Source organism: Comamonas sp. 26 (genome assembly GCF_002754475.1).
Taxonomy (GTDB): domain Bacteria; phylum Pseudomonadota; class Gammaproteobacteria; order Burkholderiales; family Burkholderiaceae_C; genus Comamonas.
The window spans coordinates 2,503,846-2,522,799 of sequence record NZ_PEFL01000001.1; the positions used below are offsets into that span (position 1 = coordinate 2,503,846).

Here is an 18,954-nt window from a genome sequence, read left to right on the forward strand (position 1 = left end):
CAGGCTGTTAGCGCTTATGAATAAAGCGCTAACAGCTATAAATTTGATACTCATCAATCAAAGTTCAAGGCTTGAAAACAGCAAAGGCAGCACCTGCGCAGACGGCATGGCGATCAGATGGTCGGCCACAGAGTCCAGCTCGCTCGCATGGGGGTTGATGATGACCACGCGTGAATCCGTGCGACGCGCAATCTTTGCCAGACCCGCTGCGGGATAGACCGCCCCCGAGGTGCCCACCACCAGCATCAGCTGGCACTCTTCGGCCGCCTGCTCTGCCTTGGCCCAGGTAGCGCCGGGCAAGGACTCACCAAACCACACCACAGCGGGGCGCAACAAGTTGCCACATGCGGGGCAATGGGGCGGCTCACCCGGTGCGGGGTTGTCCAGATCACATTGAGCGCAACGGCGGTTCAGCCAGCGGTTTTTTCTTAGCTCGCCATGCAGACTCAGTACATCGCAGCTGCCCGCCTGCTGGTGCAAGCCATCCACGTTCTGTGTAATCAGCGTCATGCGGCCGGGGTGCTGCTGCGCCCATTGCGCCAGGGCCAAATGCCCTGCGTTGGGCTCCACACCTGCGATCTGCGCACGCCTGTGCTCATACCAGCGCCAGACATAGGGCGGGTCCTTGCGATACCCCGCCTCACTGGCCATTTCTTCAGGCTTGAACTTCGCCCAGTAACCACTGGTGTCGTCTCTGAAAGTCGGCACGCCCGATTCAGCGCTGACGCCTGCCCCCGTCAGAACGGCAACGTGCTGCGCCTCGTGAATCCAATGACGTACGGTTGCAATGGATCTCGCCCATGTTGAAGAATTGTCAATAAGTGCTTGAACCAAGGGGGAAGTCCTTAAAAAGCAAGAAGCAACGTGAAATACTTAAGTTTCACTGCGAGACCTTACATTGCCAGAAGATATTGCAAGCAATCAGCACATGAACGAATCGGGGCGACTTTTCGCACTTCAGCAAACCATGATGCCAGTTGCCTTGGCATGGGGACTTGTTGATGCCCAAACGCTGGATTTGCGCTTTAGCAACCCGGCCCTGCAGCGGCATCTGCAGCTCAGCGGCCTGCCCTGCCTCTTTAAGCTGCAAGCATTTACACAGGCTAGGCAGGCCATTGCCCAATGCATTGAAACAGGGCAAGAAGTCAGCACCGCATTACCCGGAACCACCGGGTGCTGGCACTTCTCCCCGGTTCGCGGCGATGCGGGAATTGATGCCGTGCAGTGTTACGTGCTGCCCTCAGTCCCACTCAACCAGCCCGAGCTAGCGCCGGGACTCGGGCATGCCAACCACTTTGAAGCCTTTCTGGATCACCTGCCCTACCAAGTATGGATTGCAACGCCGCATGGTGAACTGACCTGGCTTAACCGCGCCCTGCATGCATATGCCTACGGACAAGTGCAGCACTTGAATCTGAACGACGGTATCTGGATCGATATCGTTCACCCCGATGATCTGGCCGCCGTCAACACCGGTTTTTCACGTGCACTAATCACAGGGAAATCCACGGGATACCGGCTGCGCATCAAGCAGCACGACGGTGATTACCACTGGTTTTTTGCCTCGCTCTCACCCGTCAAGAACGATGCGGGGCAGACGCTGTACTGGGTCGGTGCCAACCTCAGCATTGATGGCCTGAGGCAGTCCGAGAATCGGCTTCGCGATCAGGTCACAACGCTCAACCACCAGCTCATGCTCAAGCAGCGGGCCCTGGAACAATCCGAGACCTATCTGGCACAGGCCCAGAAGATGAGCATGGTGAACCAGCTCTCGGCTGGCGTTGTGCATGACATAAAAAACCAGCTCTTCATCACCGGCCTGCATGCTGGCCTGCTGGAAAAACATCTGGCCGATCCTGAGCAGCGCGAGCATGTGGATGTCATTCTCGACACCATTCAGAAGGCTGGCAGTCTGGCCTCGAATCTGACAGGGTTCAGCAGCCGCAAATCGATGCAGTTGGCCGCCGTCGATCCGCGTGCGCTGCTCCACGATCTGGAGCCCCTGCTGAGAAATGCCGTGGGGCAGGACGCAGGCTTGCAACTGCATATCGCCGCCAGCGTCTGGCCCATCAGCGTGGACAAGCTGTATTTTGAAAATTCGTTGATAAACCTCTGCATCAACGCACGCGATGCGACCGAAGCGCACGGCCAGATCACCTTGACAATGGAAAACGTGCTGCTCAAGCGCCCCAGCCATGTGGGCGAACATGTGATAGTCAGCGTGACCGATAACGGCATGGGCATGAACGAAGAGGTACTCGCTCGCGTTTTTGATATGTTCTTCACCACCAAACCCGAAGGTAAAGGTGCAGGTCTGGGCCTGCCCATGGTGAAAAATTTCATGGACCATGTCCACGGCTTGATTGAGGTGGAAAGCACTCCGGGTATGGGCACCACTGTCAGCCTTTATTTCCCTAGGGCCCAATCTCCGCTTGCATCACCGGACCCGCACGAGCGCAGTGCGGAAGGCAAGCAGCCAGCGATACTGCTCATAGAACCCGATCTGGACACCCGCAATGCGATGGCTCAGCGCCTGTATGAACAGAGCTACGCAGTCGTCACGGCCTACCAGCCTGAAGTCGCACTGCGCTACATCAGCAACGGCATGAAGGTGGATCTCATCATTGCCTCCGATCAAGTACCAGGGCTGATGAGCGTTGCCCAGATGCAGGAAAAGCTCAGGCTGGAGGGGCGATGCATTCCCATCATCTTCACGACCAGCGCAGCCCCCACCGAACGGCCAGAAGCCAGCGACTGCGTGGCCCTGCCCAAACCACTGGATATGGACCAGCTGGCTCGCACCGTGCAAGAGCTGCTGGATGCGAATCGGGCAGACCCGGCCGAGTCTCCGCTTGACCAGTCACCTGCCTGAACCTGCCTGAAAACGCAGACTCAGCCCTTCTCAAAAGGGTATGGAAAATGCGCCTCTGCTTTCGCAGAAGGCGCCTGTCTGGCTTAAAGCCGAGTCGAAAATCAGATCTTGGCTGTACCGACAGCACCACCAACAGCCACAGCACCTGTTGCCACACGCTGGCGCAACGCCTCGTACAGGCAAACACCGCTGGCCACGGACACATTCAGGCTCTCCACCGCACCCTGCATGGGGATGCTGACCAGCGCATCGCAAGTTTTGCGGGTGAGCTGACGCATACCGTCGCCTTCAGCCCCCAGCACCAGCGCCGTAGGGCCAGTCAAGTCCACCTGGTAGAGGTGCTTGTCGGCATCGCCGCTGGTACCAATGATCCAGATACCGCGATCCTTGAGCTCCTTCAGGGTGCGGGCCAGATTGGTGACCATGAAGTAAGGCACCGTCTCAGCCGCGCCGCTGGCCACCTTGGCCACGGTGGCGTTGATGCCAGCCGCATGGTCCTTGGGGGCGATCACGGCGTGAACGCCAGCGCCATCGGCCACACGCAGGCAGGCGCCCAGATTGTGAGGATCGGTCACGCCATCGAGCACCAGCAGCAAAGGTGCCTTGACGCCGTCGGCCTCAAGATCTTCCAGCAGCTCATTGAGCGTACGCGTGTCCTTGATTTCTTCCACGCGGGCAGCTACGCCCTGGTGACCATGCGAGCCAGCCAGCTTAGCGATACGCAGGGCATCGGCTTCGATCAGGCGAACACCGGCTTCCTTGGCACGATCCAGAAACTGGCGCATGCGCGCATCGCGACGCGAGGACTCGAAATAGACTTCGACGATGGATTGGGGGGCGGTCTTCAGACGCACGCCGACGGCGTGAAAGCCGAAAAGAACTTTGGGGGACGACATAGGGCCACATTATCCTGGCCTTTTCATCAAGCATGGCGCGCGCAGGGCCATGCCTGGGCTGGCGGCTGTGTTTTTTTATTGCCGCTACACTGCGCGCCCAAAGGACAAAGCCGCCACCCATCAAGCAGCACCCACAATATTTTTGCCGGGTGCAAGTCTTTACATGACACGCAGAGGTCGTCCCGCTGCGCAGGCACAGATCCGCATCTCTGACCACGAAAACGGCAGGTCCCCCTCTTCACCATGTGCATGCATGGCGAGAGTTGCCCTTGCCACCACTCACCCCTCCACAATAAATACTCAGCATGCTCAACGCTTTGCTCGACAGGCTTAACCGCACCAGTCTGGTGCTACAGATTGTGATTGCCCTGGTTCTGGGCGGCCTCGTGGCTTGGCTCGCGCCAGCTGCGGCCCAGCCAGCCTCCCTCTTGGGCACGCTGTTCATCTCAGCCCTCAAGGCCGTCGCTCCGATACTGGTTTTTCTGCTGGTGATTGCCGCCATCAGCAACCACCGCCCCGGCCAGGAGACGCAAATCAAGCCCGTCATCTGGCTGTATCTGATTGGCACTCTGGCTGCGGCCTGCGTGGGCGTTGCCGCCAGCATGCTGTTCCCCTCGGTCATTCACTTTCGTGAAGCACCTGCCGCGCAGGGTGTTCCCGGCGCCATCAGTACGGTACTGATGAATGTACTCAAAAGCGCGTTCGACAACCCCGTCAACGCCTTGCTGCAGGCCAATTACATCGGCATTCTGGCCTGGGCCATTGCGCTGGGTGTTGCGCTGCGCCACGCCAATGAAGTCACGCGCACCGTGCTGGATGATCTGAGCAAGGGCATCACCCGCATCATCCAAGGCATTATTCGACTGGCTCCTTTCGGCATCTTCGGTCTGGTCGTTGCCACATTCTCTGAAGGCGGTCTGGATGCACTCAAGGACTATGCGCACCTGCTGACCGTTCTGGTGGGTTGCATGCTGTTTGTGGCACTGGTGGTCAACCCCGTCATCGTCTGGACCCAGACCCGCCGCAACCCCTACCCGCTGGTGCTGACCTGCCTGCGCGAAAGTGCTGTGACGGCCTTCTTCACCCGTAGCTCGGCGGCCAATATTCCCGTCAATCTGGCTTTGGCTGAAAAGCTCAAGCTTGACGAAGATACTTACAGCATCTCCATCCCGCTGGGCGCCACCATCAACATGGCTGGTGCGGCCATCACCATCAGCGTGCTGTCGCTGGCCGCTGCACACACCTTGGATATTGCAGTGGATATTCCTACCGCCATTTTGCTGTGCGTGCTGGCATCCATCAGCGCCTGCGGTGCCTCAGGCGTCGCCGGTGGTTCGCTGCTGCTGATTCCGCTAGCCTGCAGCCTGTTCGGCATCTCTAACGATGTGGCCATGCAGGTTGTGGGCGTGGGCTATGTGATCGGCGTGATTCAGGATTCGATCGAAACCGCCCTTAACTCCTCCACCGACGTACTATTCACCGCCGCCGCCTGCCGCGCTGCCCAGCGCAAGGCCGGTGAAGAAGTACCCAGCATCTAATGCAGATTTGATAGCTGCAAGCGCATACTGCATCTAAGCAAAAGGCCTGTTTGACACAGGCCTTTTGTGTTTTCAGGGCATCAAGATCAAACCGCCTGACCGGCCTCAATCGTGATGCTGCGATCGCACTGCGCAGCAATCCCTCGGTCATGCGTGACCAGAATCAGGGTCGTTCCGCGCTCGCGGTTCAGGGCGAACATCAGCTCCATGATGGTCTGACCGGTGGCGAAGTCCAGGCTGCCCGTAGGCTCGTCCGCCAGCAACACAGCTGGCTCCACCACAAAGGCCCGAGCCAGGGCCACGCGCTGCTGCTCCCCGCCCGACATCAGCTTAGGGTAGTGATTGAGACGCTGGCCCAGCCCCACCCGCTCCATCATCTGTGTGGCGCGTGCTCTGGCATCGCGCTGGCCAGCCAGCTCCAGCGGCAGCATGACGTTTTCTAAGGCGGTGAGATTGCCCAGCAACTGAAAGCTCTGAAAGACAAAACCCATCTTCTGCGCCCGCACCGCTGCACGCTCGTCTTCGCTGAGCGCAAACAAGTCCTGCCCTTGAAGCTGAACCGTGCCACGGCTGGGGGTATCAAGACCCGCCAGAATCGACAGCAAAGTGCTTTTGCCCGAACCCGATGCGCCCACAATAGCTACGGTTTCGCCCGCAGTGAAGCTCAGATTGATATCCCGCAAAATATCCAACACGCCGGTGGAGTCGCTGACCGACTTGGACAGTTGCTCAACCGCAATCAAAGGAATGGCAAGAGTTTTGGACATGAATCAATTGGACAAGAAAAACACCAAGGGCAGCCGCCAGAACTTTGCACTGCCGCGTCGTCACTGTATCGCTGTTGCGCTGATGCTGGCAATTTCGGGGACTTGCGGTACAGCCACCGCCGCATCTCAGGGCAAATCCAAAGAAGCGTCCGTGCCTTTAAAACTCGGCCCGGTGCTGGTGCTGGGCGATTCCCTCAGTGCCGAATACGGGCTGACCCGCGGCAAGGGCTGGGTGCAATTGCTGCAGCAGCATATGGACGATGAAAAAATCCCGCGCAAAGTGGTCAACGCCAGCATCAGCGGCGAAACCACATCCGGCGGCAGGTCACGACTGCCATCGCTGCTGACCCAGCACCAGCCGGCGCTGGTGGTGCTTGAGCTGGGCGGCAATGACGCCCTGCGCGGACTGGCGCTGCAAAGCACGCAGAGCAATTTGCAAGCCATGGTCAAAGCATCAAAAGACTCCGGTGCCCAGGTGCTGCTGGTGGGCATGCAGGTGCCCCCCAATTACGGTACGGCCTACACCGAGCAGTTTGCCAGCATGTTCGAGAAAATTGCCAGCGAGCAAAAGCTGCCGCTGGTGCCGTTTCTGCTCTCTGGCTTTGGCGATGCGCCGGATGCCGCGCAATGGTTTCAGTCAGACCGGATTCACCCCAACGCCAAGGCCCAGCCACTGATGCTGGGCAATGTCTGGCCCAAACTCAAGCCACTACTGAAATAAGAGCCGCGGACTCAGTCGCCACCGCTACCGCCGCCATCACCTCCACCGTCGCTGCTGTCCGAGCAGCTTGAGTGTCGCTTTCAACACCACCTGAGCCGTTGAAGTAGCTGTCATTGAAGACATCGCTGCCATCATCGCGGCTGCTCGATAAAGTCCAGCTCTGGGACGCGTCTGAGCCGCGCCCCATACCTGCGGGCTGCGGCGTGAAGACTTTTTTCAACCAGTTCAAAAACTCCATGGCGTTCTCACTTTTCTGATTCAGGCGGCTGCATCGGCTTTGGCCTTCACTTCAGCGCTGACGCTAGAGCGATAAGCATGCCAGCTGGCGCAGCCCAGCACCGGCCCCACCACAATCAAGCCCACGCTGTAGAACAAGAAAGATACGGCGATCAGCACAGTGATGATCATGCCCCAGAGCAGCATCACCCCCGTGTTGCTGCCCACCACGCGCATGCTGGTGATGCAGGCCGTCAACGCATCGGTATCCAGATCCAGAATGGTGGACAAAGACACCACCATGCTGGAAAACACCAGCCCCGCAAACACGGCGCCGACGGCCGTGTAGACCAGCAAAAACTCCCAGTTTTCGGGCCGCAGCAGGGTCTGCAGCATATTGGCGGTGGTGGGCATGCCCGTATCAAAAGAAATAGCAAACACCACCATGGCGGCACGGCCCCAGAGCATTTCCAGCACCATCAGCACCATGACCAGCATGCCCATGCTGGCCAGGTGTGAGTCCCAGCAGGTCAGCGACTCGGACAGCTGTGGCGATTTACCCTGCTCCAGCTGCTTGCTGACGTAATACAGGCCCATGGCCATAAAAGGCCCGACCAGCAGACAGCCGCTAGCCATGGACATCACATACTCAGGGCTGGCCCTGAATACCCAGACCATCATTCGCGCCATGCCCCAGAAGCACAGGCCATAGAACAGCGCAATGCCCGGTGCCCTGCGCACATCGTGCAGGCCTTGCGCCAGCCACTGCCAGGGGTCGGTCCAGCGCAACCGCTGTATCTGCAGATTGCCGGACTCCGCCTTGACTTCGGATACAGGGGACGCTTGCATGCGAGAACCTCCTTGTGACCCGTGCGCCGCAGTGCTGCGTGCACTTGATGAGTACAAGTTAACTGCTCACGCTTTAATCGGCATTGCGGAAAGCCCGCATCCACTTGCCTGCGCGCCAATGATCAAAACAGAAGCGGCCAGCGCCTGTATCTGCTGAATTTCAGGCATGAAATGCCCTGAAATCAGCCCGTAGAAGGCGCTGACCGCTTTTATTTCAATAGCGAATCAATTGCTTTATCGCTTTAAATTCACTTTAACCAAAGGCTTTGACCAAGGCCTGCGCTAGGTCAACCTGCAGATCGGCCGCATCTTCCAGACCAATGGCGAAGCGCACCACCGTTCCGGGCTTGATATGCGGCGTAGCGCGGCTGCGCATTTCTGGCAGTTCATAGGGCACAACCAGACTGACCGGACCGCCCCAGCTGTAGCCCAACTTGAACAGGCGCAGGCTGTCGCAAAAGCGGTCAACCGCCGCCTGGTCAAAGCGCTCGTCAATCACCACGCTGAACAGGCCTGCGGCCACGCCTTCGGCGTTCTGACCCTGAGCGCACAGCTGCTTCCAGTGCGCATGACCCGGCGCATCAGGCATAGACGGGTGCAGCACCTGGGCCACGGCGTTTTGCGTGGCCAGCCACTGTGCCAGCTGACGCGCGGCGCGGTCTTGGGCGTGGTAACGCAGGCCAATGCTGGGCAGGCTGCGCAGCACGGATTCCGCATCATTGCCGCTCACGCCAAGCCCCATGCGCATATGGGCCAGCTTGATGCGCATGTGCAGCGGCTGGTTGCGCGTGATGATGCTGCCCATCAGCACATCGCCGCCGCCACTGGGGTACTTGGTCAGCGCATGGGCGGTGACATCCACGCCCAGGCTGCCGTCGCCCAGCAAGTCAAACGGGCGAAAGGCCAAACCTGCGCCCCAGGTATTGTCCAGCACTGTAGTCACGCCTTTTTCACGGCAGAGGCGCACCTGGGCGATGAGGTCAGGGAACTCCATGGTGACAGAGCCCGGTGCCTCCAGCCACACCAGTTTGGTAGCGGGCGTGATCTTGGCGGCCAGATCCTCCACATTCATGGGGTCGAAATACTGGTGGGTGATACCGAAATGGGCCAGCTCACCCTCGGTCAGGGTCTTGTTGGGGCCGTAGGCGTTGTCAGGCACCAGTACTTCATCGCCAGTCTTCAGCAGCGCCAGCGACACCGTGGCAATGGCCGCCAGACCGCTGGGCACCAGCAGGCATTGCAAACCGCCTTCAAGCGAGGCCAGTCGCTCTTCCAGCGTATAGGTGGTGGGCGTGCCGTGCAGCCCATAGGTGTAGCTGCTCTTGTCCAGCCAGCGACGATCGCGCATGGCCTGCACATTCTCGAAGTACACCGTCGAGGCTTTGTGCACCGCAGTCAGCGGACCTTCAAAATCCGCCGGGGGTTTGTACGGATGGTGAATCAGATGGGTGGAGAGCTTTTGATCGGCTTGGGTCATGAAGCCATCTTAGCTGCCACACAGACGAAAAAAAGCCAGAGGGCTTGCGCGCTCTGGCTTCATACGAGACGGTAGCTGAAGAGTATCAGCCAGCCTTCACGGTCAGATTGTTGTTGACCGAGGTCACGCCCTTTGCGGCCTTGGCAATATCGCCAGCCTGTGTCTTGATCGCATCCGTGGGCACGGTACCCGACAGGGTCACAGCACCGCCTTGGGTGTCCACATTGATTTGCAGGGCGCTGATTTCAGGGGCCTTGATCAGATCGGTCTTGACGGCCGCGGTGATGCCGGCATCGTCCAGTGCAGCACCAGCCTTGGTAGCGCCTTCTTCAATCTTGTTGCCTGCTGCATCAGCGGCGTTGCTGACTTTCTCGCCAGCCTTGTCCAGTGCATTTGCGGTGGCATCGCCAGCCTTGGCAGCACCGTCTTCAATCTTGCTGCCGACATTTTCAGCGGCTTGCTGGGTCTGGGAGATTGCAGAGTCCAGCTTCTGGCCTGCAGTCTTGTCATCCGACTTTCCGCAGGCAGCCAGACCAAAAGACAGAGCAGTAATGGCAAGGATTTGTGCAGAACGCTTAAAAAGTTGAGTCATCTCTATTGCTCCCTTATTTCTTACATAAATTTGACGTTTAACTTTAACGACTCAATATTTGCCCCCTCATACGAACTGTTCGCACATGACCGTAGGACAACTCTGATGCCGCCTGTGGAAATATGCTCGTTGACAGCCTGAGCAGCAATAGTAATTAGCCTGACATTTCAGACTTCTGACTTCGCCCTCACGCGTGGATGCCGCACAAATGCCAGCCCAAGTAAAGAGCCCAGCACCATAACAAAGCAGGCAAAAGCGGTCACAGCCACCTGGATGCCCCAATGATCGGCAATCCAGCCCACCGCCATCATGGGTAGCATGGAGCCCAGCAAGCCAATGGTCTGATAGGTGGACAGCATGCCCGCCCGGTTATCGGGCCGTGCAATGCGGCCCACCATGGTCATGCCCGCCAACATGCACATGCCGTGGCCCAGTGCGGTCAAGCTCACACCAAGAACAAACAGCAAGGTTGATCCTTTGTGCAGATTCACAACCAGCATGCCGTTGCTGACCACCAGCAGCGCCATACCGGTGAATCCGCAGCGGTGCAGCGCCAGCCGCTCAGCCACCAGCTGAATGCAGGCAGACACCAGCAAGATGACTGCAATTGCGGTGCCAATAACGATCGGGCCGCTCCACGGAATCATCTGCTGCAAGAACAGCGGTGCCATGGCTGCATAAAGCCCAAAGACACCAAAGGCCACAAACGGGTAGCCACAGGTCAGGACGAAAGCCAGAGAGTCATCACGCGCAGGCCAGGTCAAACGGGGCCTGCAATCTTGCCAGCGCAGGCGACTGGGTGCTGCTGCAGCCTGTAATGCAGATTGCGGCAGCTTTAGCAAAGCGATGGCTGCGACACCCGCGCAGCCCAGCACCAGTGGCGCTACATAGGCCATCATCAAGGGCTGATGCAACCACTGCCCGGCCATGCCGCCAATCAGCGGCCCCAAACCAAAACCCAGTACATTGAGAAAGCTGGCCACCATGGCCACGCGCTGAGGGCGCAGCCCGGTAGATCCACTGGCGGCCAGCACCGTCAGCCCCGTGGTAGCGCTGATGGTGATGAGGCTGGAGGCCACACCCACCATGAAGCGACCCACGATAAGACTGGGCAGATTCCACGCCAGCATGGAGATCAGAGTGCCCACCAGCGTCAGCAACAAAAAGCACAGCAGCACGCGCTGAAAGCCAATGCGATCGGGCAACCGCCCCAGAAACAGCAGCGCACACAGGCCACCGCACATATAAAGCACATAGATCATCGAGATATCGCTGGCCCGCAACTGCCAGGCCTGCTGGTACAGCGCATACAGCGGGCTGATCAGCGCCGCCCCCATGACACCGACCACCAAGGCGAAGCCCACCCACCAGGCAGAGGCCTGCATGGCTGCGGTGCCTGCCTGCCATGTATTGCTTTGCGGCATTGTTTGTCTCTTTGATGAGGCTGTCAGGCACCGTCAATGAGCCATCGAATGACTCTGCGCGCATGCTCTGCAACCACTTGCTTGCGATGAAAACATTATCTGCAGCAGAGCTTTGGCATGCATAGACCAAACAGAGGATATAAGCCTCCAGCGCTTATTCATCATGCGTATAGAGCTATGTTTTCAGAAGCAAGAATGTAGCCATCAAAGCCAGAATAAACACCAAAAGCTATACTTTGCGGCCTAATGACAGCAGGATTCCCCGGCATGAGCCCGAATGCTTTTTTGCGCCCTTTGGTCTGTTTGAGCCTGCTTGGCCTTGCCGCCTGCGGCAGCAGCCCCCCCTCCCCCACCGCTGCGGCCAATGCGCCCTCATCCTCGCCAGCCACCACGGCATCTGCGCCCCCAATCAAGATTGGTCTGGCTCTGGGCGGTGGTGCGGCCAAGGGCTTTGCCCACATCGGCGTCATCAAGATTCTGGAGGCCAACGGTCTCACCCCTTCGTTTGTCGCAGGCACCAGCGCAGGCAGCGTAGTGGGTGCGATGTATGCCAGCGGCATGAATGCGTTTGAGCTGCAGGAAAAAGCCGTGGCACTCGACGAAGCCAAGATTCGTGACCTGCAGTTTTCCTCGGGCGGCCTGGTGCTGGGGCAAAAGCTGGAAGACTATGTGAACGAGCAAGTGCAGCGCAAGCCCATGGAGCAGTTAGCCAAGCCCTTTGTGGTCATCTCCACCCGCCTTGAAGATGGCGAGCGCACCGTGTTTGCACGCGGTAATGTGGGTCAGGCCGTGCGTGCCTCCAGCAGCGTACCGGGAGTGTTCCAGCCCGTGACGATTGGCAAGTATCACTATGTAGACGGCGGCATCGTCAGCCCCGTGCCCGTGGATGCCGCGCGCAATCTGGGTGCCGACATCGTGATTGCCGTAGACATTTCCAACAAGGCCAGCGGCAAGACCCCTGCCAACATGCTGGGTGCGCTCAACCAGTCGATTGCCATCATGGGCCAGAAGCTGGGGCAGGCTGAGCTGGCGCGCGCCGACATCATCCTCCGCCCCAAGGTGCTGGACATTGGCCCGGCCGATTTTGCGCAGCGCAGCCACGCGATTGTGGAGGGCGAGAAAGCCACCACCGCACTGATGCCGCAAATCCGCGAACGCATTGCCCAGCTGCAGGCAGAACGTGCCAAGGCCATGCAGATTGCACAGCTCAAGGCGCAGGAAGCCAAGCATCAGGAATGCCTGAAACAGCGCTCCAGACTGCAAAAGCTGTCCGGTATGGTTGGCATGAGTGATGACTGCAAAAAGCCCTGAGCCAAGTCGCCTCATAAAAAATCCCGCGCCATGCGGGATTTTTTATGAGGGAAGGCTTTTTAAAAAGCGTCTTCTTCCATGTGGGCACAAGTCATATCCCGCGCCTTGACCACCTGCAGCCATGCGCCGATACGCGGAAGCTCGTAGTGGAAGAAGTAGCGCTGCGCCGCCATGCTGCCACGGTGGGCGGCAATGGCCAGCCCGTCGTCCTTGGCCAGCACGGCCAGTGCCACATCCAGCCAGATCCAGCCCAGCACCACATGGCCAAAGGCCTGCATATAAGGCACGGCATTGGCCAGCGCTTCCTGCGGGTTATCCGTCGCCCAGGCTGCCTTGGTGGTGGAGCCCACATCCGCCAGCGCTCGGGCCAGCTGATTGGCATAGGTGCTCAGCTTTGCCTGCTGCAGCGCCTTTTGAATCGTGGCATTGATGCGCGTAGCCAGCAGTTGCAGGCCTTTGCCGCCCTCCATGATGACTTTACGGCCCAGCAAATCCATGGCCTGAATGCCATGCGTGCCTTCGTGAATCATGTTCAGGCGGTTGTCGCGCCAGTACTGCTCCACCGCAAAGTCACGCGTATAACCATAGCCACCATGAATCTGAATGGCTAGAGAATTGGCCTCCAGACAGAACTCGCTGGGCCAGCTCTTGGCAACCGGGGTCAGTACTTCCAGCAGCAGCTTGGCCTCTGCCGCCTGCTCACTCTCACCCGTGTTCTGCTCATCCACCAGTTTTGCGCACAGCAGGTTCAGCGCCAGCGCGCCTTCGCAATAGGCTTTTTGCGCCAGCAGCATGCGCTTGACATCTGCATGCTCAATGATGCGCGACTGCGGCTTGCTTGCATCCTTGCCGCCGCCACCAATCGGGCGACCTTGCGGGCGGCTTTGCGCATATTCCAGACTGGCGTGATAGCCCGCCATGCCCAGCATGGATGCAGCCATGCCGATGGAGATGCGCGCCTCGTTCATCATGTGGAACATGCACTTGAGACCCTCGCCGGGCTTACCCACCAGATAGCCAATGGCTCCGGCCCCATGGCCGTCCAGCCCGCCACCCTGCTCGCCGTGCACCGGGTACTTGCCTTCACCAAAATTGAGCAACGTATTGGTGGTCCCGCGCCAGCCCAGCTTGTGGTTCAGACCTGCCAGCGCCACATCATTGCGCTCTCCGGTCAACTGACCTTGGGTGTCAACCAGCTTTTTGGGAACGATAAACAGCGAGATACCTTTGACGCCGGGCACAGGCTTGCCATCGGGGCCGGGAATCTTGGCCAACACCAGGTGCACGATGTTTTCGGTCAGCTCATGGTCGCCGGCGCTGATCCACATCTTGTTGCCCTTGAGGCGGTAGCGTGGCCCCAGCGCTTCGGTTTCAAAATCAGCACCATCGGGCTCGGCACGCGTGGCGATATCGGACAGGGACGAGCCCGCCTGCGGCTCAGACAGAGCCATGGTGCCTGCCCAGCGGCCGTTGAACTCATTGGCCGCAAACACGGTTTTTTGCAACTCCGTTCCGTGGGCCATGATGGCGTTGGCATTGCCCGAGGTCAGCATGTTCGAGCCAATGCTGATCGAAGCGGCAGCAAAAAAACAGTTGGCTGCCGACTCCACCACATAAGGCAGTTGCATGCCGCCAATTTCATAGTCTTGCGCGGCGCTGAGCATACCTGAGTCGGCATAGGCCTCGCGGGCGTCGTAGGTGCATCGGGGCAAGATGACTTTTTCGCCATCAAACTGCGGCTCCTGCGTGTCTACTGTGCGATTGAACGGCGCATATTTCTCACGGGCAATGCGCTCGCAGATGTCCATTACGGCATCAAAAGTGTTGCGCGAATGGTCAGAAAAACGGGGGCGACGGCTCAACTCTTCGGCCTGCAGCCAGTCGTAGAGCAAGAAATCAATGGTGGAGCGCAGGCGCATATCAACATTCCATCAAAAACTGCTGCAGAGCTTTATCAGTCAGCGCTTGCAGCTATCAATTTCAGTAAATAAAGGCCCATAAAAGGCCGCACCCTTGCGGGACTGCGGCCTTGGGCAGTGTTTAAAGAACTTCGAAAACAGCCGCTGCACCCATGCCGCCGCCGATGCACATGGTCACGCAGACACGCTTGGCGCCGCGGCGCTTGCCTTCGATCAGAGCGTGGCCCGTCAGGCGCTGGCCCGAGACGCCATAGGGGTGACCCACGGCAATCGCACCGCCGTTGACGTTCAGCTTGTCAGCAGGAATGTGCAGGAAATCGCGACAATAGATGACCTGCACCGCAAAGGCTTCGTTCAGCTCCCAGAGGTCAATGTCATTTACCGACAGGCCTAGTTTTTTGAGCACCTTGGGGATGGCATAGATGGGGCCAATACCCATCTCGTCAGGTTCGCAACCAGCCACCGCAAAGCCCAGAAAGCGGCCCAGAGGCTTGAGGTCCTTGCGCGATGCATAGGCTTCACTGACCACGGCGCAGGCGCCAGCACCATCCGAGAACTGGCTTGCGTTGCCTGCCGTAATCACACCGCCGGGCAGCGCACTGCGCAGGCCGCTGATGCCTTCCTTGGTTGTGCCTTCGCGAATGCCTTCATCCTGGCTGACGGTCACTTCCTTGGTGATCATGCCGCGCACCTTGTCCACCACGCCCATCACCGTTTTCATGGGAGCGATTTCAGCTTCGAACAAACCGGCTGCCTGCGCGGCAGCGGCTTTCTGCTGGCTGGATGCACCGTATTCATCCTGCGCATCGCGGCTGATGTTGTAGCGTTTGGCGACCTGCTCGGCCGTCTGCAGCATGTTCCAGTAGATCTCGGGCTTCATGGCAGTCAGCTCTGGATCAAACGCCATGTGCGGATTCAGGTGGGGCTGCACACAGGAAATACTTTCCAGTCCACCGGCCACCAGCACATCGTTTTCGCCCGCGATGATGCGCTGGGAAGCCAGCGCAATCGCCTGCAGACCCGAGGAGCAGAAGCGGTTGATGGTCAGGCCGGATGTCGTCACCGGCAGGCCGGCGCGCACGGCAATCAGGCGTGCCACGTTGCCGCCGGTCGTGCCTTCGGGCAGCGACATGCCCATGATCACGTCTTCGACTTCAGCGCCATCGATGCCGGCGCGCTCCACGGCGGCCTTGACCGCATGGGCGCCCATGGTCGGGCCGTAAGTCATGTTGAAAGCGCCCTTCCAGCTCTTGGCCAGCGGGGTACGGGCGGTAGAAACAATCACTGCGGATGTCATGTTCTGTCCTTTGATTCTGGATAATGCGTGGCTTGGCTCAGCTGAACTGCTTGCCTTCTGCAGCCAGTCGGGCCAGCAGCGGCGCGGGCTGCCAGAACTTGGCATCGTCATTGGGGTTCTGGGCAAAGCGACCCATGGCCTGTACCACGTTGAACAGGCCCACTTCGCCGGCGTAATGCATGGGGCCACCGCGCCACAGAGGGAATCCGTAGCCGGTCAGATAGACCATGTCGATATCGCCGGACTTGCCTGCAATGCCTTCTTCCAGAATGTGCGCGCCTTCATTGACGAGAGCGAACACCAGTCGCTGCACGATTTCTTCATCTGAAATCTTGCGCGGCGTAATGCCAAGGCTCTTACGGTGCGCATCAATCATCTGGGTGACCACATCAGACACCAGCGCATCGCGTTTGCCGGGCAGGTAGTCGTACCAGCCCGCGCCCGTCTTCTGCCCGAAGCGGCCCAGCTCGCACAGGCGGTCTGCGCTGGCGCTGTACTTCATGTCTGGCTTTTCCTGGTAGCGGCGCTTGCGAATCGCCCAGCCAATGTCGTTACCGGCCAGATCGCCCATGCGGAACGGGCCCATGGCAAAGCCGAATTTTTCAATGGCCTTGTCCACCTGCTGCGGCGAAGCACCTTCGTCCAGCAGAAAACCGGCTTGGCGCGAGTACTGCTCGATCATGCGGTTGCCGATGAAGCCGTCGCACACGCCCGAGACCACCGCCGTCTTCTTGATCTTCTTGCCCACCTTCATCACCGTGGCCAGCACATCCTTGGCCGTGGCCTTGCCTCGCACCACTTCCAGCAGCTTCATCACGTTGGCGGGGCTAAAGAAATGCATGCCAACAACGTCCTGCGGGCGCTTGGTGAAGGCGGCAATCTTGTCCACGTCCAGCGTGGAGGTGTTGGACGCCAGAATCGCACCGGGTTTGGCCACCGCGTCCAGCTGCTTGAACACAGCCTCCTTGACGCCCAGCTCTTCAAACACAGCTTCGATGATCAGGTCGCAGGTTTTGAGGTCCTCATAAGCCAACGTGGTGCTCAGCAGCGCCATGCGCTGGGCATACTTGTCTTCCTTGAGCTTACCCTTTTTGACCTGCGCTTCGTAATTCTTCTTGATCGTGGCCACGCCGCGCTCCAGCGCCTCGGCCTTGGTCTCCAGAATGGTGACGGGGATGCCAGCATTCAGGAAGTTCATGGCAATGCCGCCACCCATGGTGCCTGCACCGATCACGCCCACAGTCTTGATGTCGCGCACCGGCGTATCGCCAGGCACATCGGCGATTTTTGACGCAGCCCGTTCGGCCATGAACAGATGGCGCAGCGCTCGGGACTCGGGCGTCATCATCAGCTGCATGAAAGCTTCGCGCTCGGCCACCATGCCGTCGTCGAACTTCTTGGTGGTGGCGTTCTTCACGGCTTCCACGCAGCGCAGCGGCGCCGGGAAGTTCTTGGACATGCCCTGCACCATGGTGGCTGCAAACTCGAAATAGGCATCGCCCTTGGGGTGTTTGCATGGCAGGTCACGCACACGTGGCAGGGGGCGCACCTCGGCGACCTCCAGCGCAAAACCCTTGGCCTCGGCCAGCAGGGTCTCGGCCGAGGCGGCCATCTTGTTGAACAGCTTCTGGCCCGGCTGCATGGCCAGCATTTCGCTCATCACGGTCTCACCGCTGACGATCATGTTCAGCGCTGGCTCCACACCCAGCGCACGCGGCAGGCGCTGCGTGCCGCCGGCTCCGGGCAACAGACCCAGCTTGACTTCAGGCAGGGCCACGGCCGTGCCGGGCGCAGCAAAGCGGTAATGACAACCCAGGGCCAGCTCCAGCCCGCCGCCCATACAGACGCTGTGGATGGCGGCGATCAAAGGTTTGGTAGACAGGTCCAGCTGCTGGATGACGGAAATCAGATGCGGCTCGCGGTAGGCATCTTCCTTGCCGAACTCGGTGATATCGGCTCCGCCCGAGAAGGCCTTGCCAGCCCCCGTGATGACAATGGCTTTCACCGCTGCATCTGCCAGGGCCTTGTTCAGACCATCCACAATGCCGCGGCGTGTGGACAGCCCCAGGCCATTGACCGGCGGGTTGTTCAAGGTAATAACGGCGATGGCACCGTCCACTTTGTATTCAGCAGTCATGCTGTTGTCCCCTATGCGATAGAAAAGAACGATCGTGCGTTTTTGATTGTAGGAATTTCCGGGCAATGCGCCACTGCGGTTTGTCCCGACCGAGACAAGCAGTAACCAAGTCCTGGCAAAACCCTAAAACAACCACCCTCCAACCCAGAAACACCAAGCAAGGGCCGCCCCGCAGCAAAGATGTCGTCCCCCTCCCGCGTAGCGAGAGAGGGGGACGGCGCAAAGCGCCTCAGGGGGACCCTTCAAACCTCCAGCCACTCCTTGCGCACTTTCTCATTGGCGCGCAGGCTGTCCGGGGTTCCGTCAAAGACGATATGGCCATGGCCCATGACCAATGCCCGGTCCGAGATATTCATGGCGATGGTCAACTTTTGCTCAATCAGCAGCACGGACACGCCTCGGTCCTTGATCTTTTTGAGGTACTCGCCCACCAGCTCGACGATTTTTGGAGCCAGACCTTCCGTGGGCTCATCGATGATGATGAGATCGGGGTCGCCCATGAGCGTGCGGCACAACGTGAGCATTTGCTGCTCGCCGCCAGACATCACGCCCGCCTCGGTGTACTGGCGCTCTTTGAGCCGCGGGAACATGTTGTACATGTCGTCAAAACCCCAGCGACTACCTTTGCTCTTGCCTTTCTGGCCCAGCATCAGGTTCTGATGCACCGTCAGGTTAGGGAACACATCGCGGCTTTCAGGCACATAGCCAATACCCAGATGGGCGACCTCGTAGGCTTTTTTGCCTTTGAGATTCTTGCCCTTCCAGTCAAGAGCGCCCTCCCAGTGCACCAGACCCATGATGGCCTTGGCCGTCGTGGAGCGCCCCGAGCCATTGCGCCCCAGCAGCGCCACAATTTCACCCGCATTGACCTGAAAGTCCACGCCATGCAGCACATGGCTTTTGCCGTAATAGGCATGCAGATCATTAATCTTCAGCAT

The 18,954-nt window shown here is 59.1% G+C and carries 16 protein-coding genes; 4 read left to right on the top strand and 12 right to left on the bottom strand.

The window, feature by feature from the left end; translation table 11 throughout:
* Positions 1-57: 57 nt before the first annotated feature.
* Entirely contained in the window at positions 58-834 is a 777-nt protein-coding gene (locus CLU84_RS11445) for an NAD-dependent deacylase (protein WP_099737272.1), read from the bottom strand.
* 136 nt (positions 835-970) lie between these two features.
* Between CLU84_RS11445 and CLU84_RS11450 the strand changes: the two genes are divergently transcribed.
* The gene (locus tag CLU84_RS11450) at positions 971-2,872 is read left to right on the top strand and encodes a hybrid sensor histidine kinase/response regulator (protein WP_233210017.1); all 1,902 of its coding nucleotides are present in this window, start codon (positions 971-973) and stop codon (positions 2,870-2,872) included.
* A 101-nt stretch (positions 2,873-2,973) separates the two neighbouring features.
* Here the strand turns inward: CLU84_RS11450 and rlmB are convergent, their stop codons facing one another.
* Positions 2,974-3,768, bottom strand: coding sequence for a 23S rRNA (guanosine(2251)-2'-O)-methyltransferase RlmB (rlmB, locus tag CLU84_RS11455; RefSeq protein ID WP_099737274.1), 795 nt, complete (start codon positions 3,766-3,768; stop codon positions 2,974-2,976).
* Between the two features lie 305 nt (positions 3,769-4,073).
* Between rlmB and sstT the strand changes: the two genes are divergently transcribed.
* Positions 4,074-5,306 (top strand): serine/threonine transporter SstT, encoded by a 1,233-nt coding sequence (sstT, locus tag CLU84_RS11460; RefSeq protein WP_099737275.1) that lies wholly within the window; start codon positions 4,074-4,076, stop codon positions 5,304-5,306.
* A gap of 86 nt (positions 5,307-5,392) precedes the next feature.
* Here sstT and CLU84_RS11465 read toward each other — a convergent pair whose 3' ends face one another.
* The gene (locus CLU84_RS11465) at positions 5,393-6,073 is read right to left on the bottom strand and encodes an ABC transporter ATP-binding protein (RefSeq protein ID WP_099737276.1); all 681 of its coding nucleotides are present in this window, start codon (positions 6,071-6,073) and stop codon (positions 5,393-5,395) included.
* Here CLU84_RS11465 and CLU84_RS11470 point away from each other — a divergent pair.
* Positions 6,072-6,794: an arylesterase gene (locus CLU84_RS11470; protein ID WP_099737277.1), complete on the top strand. Its 723-nt coding sequence runs from the start codon at positions 6,072-6,074 to the stop codon at positions 6,792-6,794. The two genes, CLU84_RS11465 and CLU84_RS11470, sit on opposite strands and share 2 nt — an antisense overlap.
* On the opposite strand, the gene CLU84_RS11475 is transcribed toward CLU84_RS11470, so the two are convergent.
* From CLU84_RS11475 to CLU84_RS11495, 5 genes are all read right to left on the bottom strand, one after another.
* Positions 6,775-7,032, bottom strand: a complete 258-nt coding sequence (locus CLU84_RS11475; protein ID WP_233210018.1) for a hypothetical protein — start codon at positions 7,030-7,032, stop codon at positions 6,775-6,777. The two genes, CLU84_RS11470 and CLU84_RS11475, sit on opposite strands and share 20 nt — an antisense overlap.
* Positions 7,033-7,052: 20 nt before the next feature.
* Positions 7,053-7,859, bottom strand: coding sequence for a DUF2189 domain-containing protein (locus tag CLU84_RS11480; RefSeq protein ID WP_099737278.1), 807 nt, complete (start codon positions 7,857-7,859; stop codon positions 7,053-7,055).
* 253 nt (positions 7,860-8,112) lie between these two features.
* Positions 8,113-9,336, bottom strand: a complete 1,224-nt coding sequence (locus tag CLU84_RS11485; protein WP_099737279.1) for a PLP-dependent transferase — start codon at positions 9,334-9,336, stop codon at positions 8,113-8,115.
* Positions 9,337-9,421: 85 nt separating this feature from the next.
* Positions 9,422-9,928 (bottom strand): BON domain-containing protein, encoded by a 507-nt coding sequence (locus CLU84_RS11490; RefSeq protein WP_099737280.1) that lies wholly within the window; start codon positions 9,926-9,928, stop codon positions 9,422-9,424.
* A gap of 167 nt (positions 9,929-10,095) precedes the next feature.
* Complete coding sequence (locus CLU84_RS11495) at positions 10,096-11,352, bottom strand: MFS transporter (protein ID WP_099737281.1); 1,257 nt, start codon at positions 11,350-11,352, stop codon at positions 10,096-10,098.
* 267 nt (positions 11,353-11,619) lie between these two features.
* On the opposite strand from CLU84_RS11495, the gene CLU84_RS11500 reads away from it, so the two are divergent.
* Complete coding sequence (locus tag CLU84_RS11500) at positions 11,620-12,663, top strand: patatin-like phospholipase family protein (RefSeq protein ID WP_099737282.1); 1,044 nt, start codon at positions 11,620-11,622, stop codon at positions 12,661-12,663.
* Positions 12,664-12,722: 59 nt separating this feature from the next.
* On the opposite strand, the gene CLU84_RS11505 is transcribed toward CLU84_RS11500, so the two are convergent.
* From CLU84_RS11505 to CLU84_RS11520, 4 genes are all read right to left on the bottom strand, one after another.
* Positions 12,723-14,582, bottom strand: a complete 1,860-nt coding sequence (locus CLU84_RS11505) for an acyl-CoA dehydrogenase (protein ID WP_099737283.1) — start codon at positions 14,580-14,582, stop codon at positions 12,723-12,725.
* A 121-nt stretch (positions 14,583-14,703) separates the two neighbouring features.
* Positions 14,704-15,879 carry an acetyl-CoA C-acyltransferase gene (locus CLU84_RS11510; protein ID WP_099737284.1) on the bottom strand — a complete coding sequence of 392 codons (1,176 nt, stop codon included), beginning with the start codon at positions 15,877-15,879 and terminating at the stop codon, positions 14,704-14,706.
* Between the two features lie 37 nt (positions 15,880-15,916).
* On the bottom strand, positions 15,917-18,016 hold the full coding sequence (locus CLU84_RS11515) for a 3-hydroxyacyl-CoA dehydrogenase NAD-binding domain-containing protein (protein WP_099737285.1): 2,100 nt from the start codon (positions 18,014-18,016) through the stop codon (positions 15,917-15,919).
* A gap of 242 nt (positions 18,017-18,258) precedes the next feature.
* The gene (locus tag CLU84_RS11520) at positions 18,259-18,954 is read right to left on the bottom strand and encodes an ABC transporter ATP-binding protein (protein WP_099737286.1); all 696 of its coding nucleotides are present in this window, start codon (positions 18,952-18,954) and stop codon (positions 18,259-18,261) included.

What these genes read in the sequence shown, in the direction of transcription:
- CLU84_RS11465 (WP_099737276.1), bottom strand. Translation starts at nt 6,073, where the DNA reads ATGTCCAAAACTCTTGCCATTCCTTTGATTGCGGTTGAGCAACTGTCC.
- CLU84_RS11480 (WP_099737278.1), bottom strand. Translation starts at nt 7,859, where the DNA reads ATGCAAGCGTCCCCTGTATCCGAAGTCAAGGCGGAGTCCGGCAATCTG.
- CLU84_RS11450 (WP_233210017.1), top strand. Translation starts at nt 971, where the DNA reads ATGCCAGTTGCCTTGGCATGGGGACTTGTTGATGCCCAAACGCTGGAT.
- CLU84_RS11485 (WP_099737279.1), bottom strand. Translation starts at nt 9,336, where the DNA reads ATGACCCAAGCCGATCAAAAGCTCTCCACCCATCTGATTCACCATCCG.
- CLU84_RS11510 (WP_099737284.1), bottom strand. Translation starts at nt 15,879, where the DNA reads ATGACATCCGCAGTGATTGTTTCTACCGCCCGTACCCCGCTGGCCAAG.
- CLU84_RS11520 (WP_099737286.1), bottom strand. Translation starts at nt 18,954, where the DNA reads ATGCTGAAGATTAATGATCTGCATGCCTATTACGGCAAAAGCCATGTG.
- CLU84_RS11500 (WP_099737282.1), top strand. Translation starts at nt 11,620, where the DNA reads ATGAGCCCGAATGCTTTTTTGCGCCCTTTGGTCTGTTTGAGCCTGCTT.
- CLU84_RS11515 (WP_099737285.1), bottom strand. Translation starts at nt 18,016, where the DNA reads ATGACTGCTGAATACAAAGTGGACGGTGCCATCGCCGTTATTACCTTG.
- CLU84_RS11505 (WP_099737283.1), bottom strand. Translation starts at nt 14,582, where the DNA reads ATGCGCCTGCGCTCCACCATTGATTTCTTGCTCTACGACTGGCTGCAG.
- CLU84_RS11490 (WP_099737280.1), bottom strand. Translation starts at nt 9,928, where the DNA reads ATGACTCAACTTTTTAAGCGTTCTGCACAAATCCTTGCCATTACTGCT.
- sstT (WP_099737275.1), top strand. Translation starts at nt 4,074, where the DNA reads ATGCTCAACGCTTTGCTCGACAGGCTTAACCGCACCAGTCTGGTGCTA.
- rlmB (WP_099737274.1), bottom strand. Translation starts at nt 3,768, where the DNA reads ATGTCGTCCCCCAAAGTTCTTTTCGGCTTTCACGCCGTCGGCGTGCGT.
- CLU84_RS11470 (WP_099737277.1), top strand. Translation starts at nt 6,072, where the DNA reads ATGAATCAATTGGACAAGAAAAACACCAAGGGCAGCCGCCAGAACTTT.
- CLU84_RS11475 (WP_233210018.1), bottom strand. Translation starts at nt 7,032, where the DNA reads ATGGAGTTTTTGAACTGGTTGAAAAAAGTCTTCACGCCGCAGCCCGCA.
- CLU84_RS11495 (WP_099737281.1), bottom strand. Translation starts at nt 11,352, where the DNA reads ATGCCGCAAAGCAATACATGGCAGGCAGGCACCGCAGCCATGCAGGCC.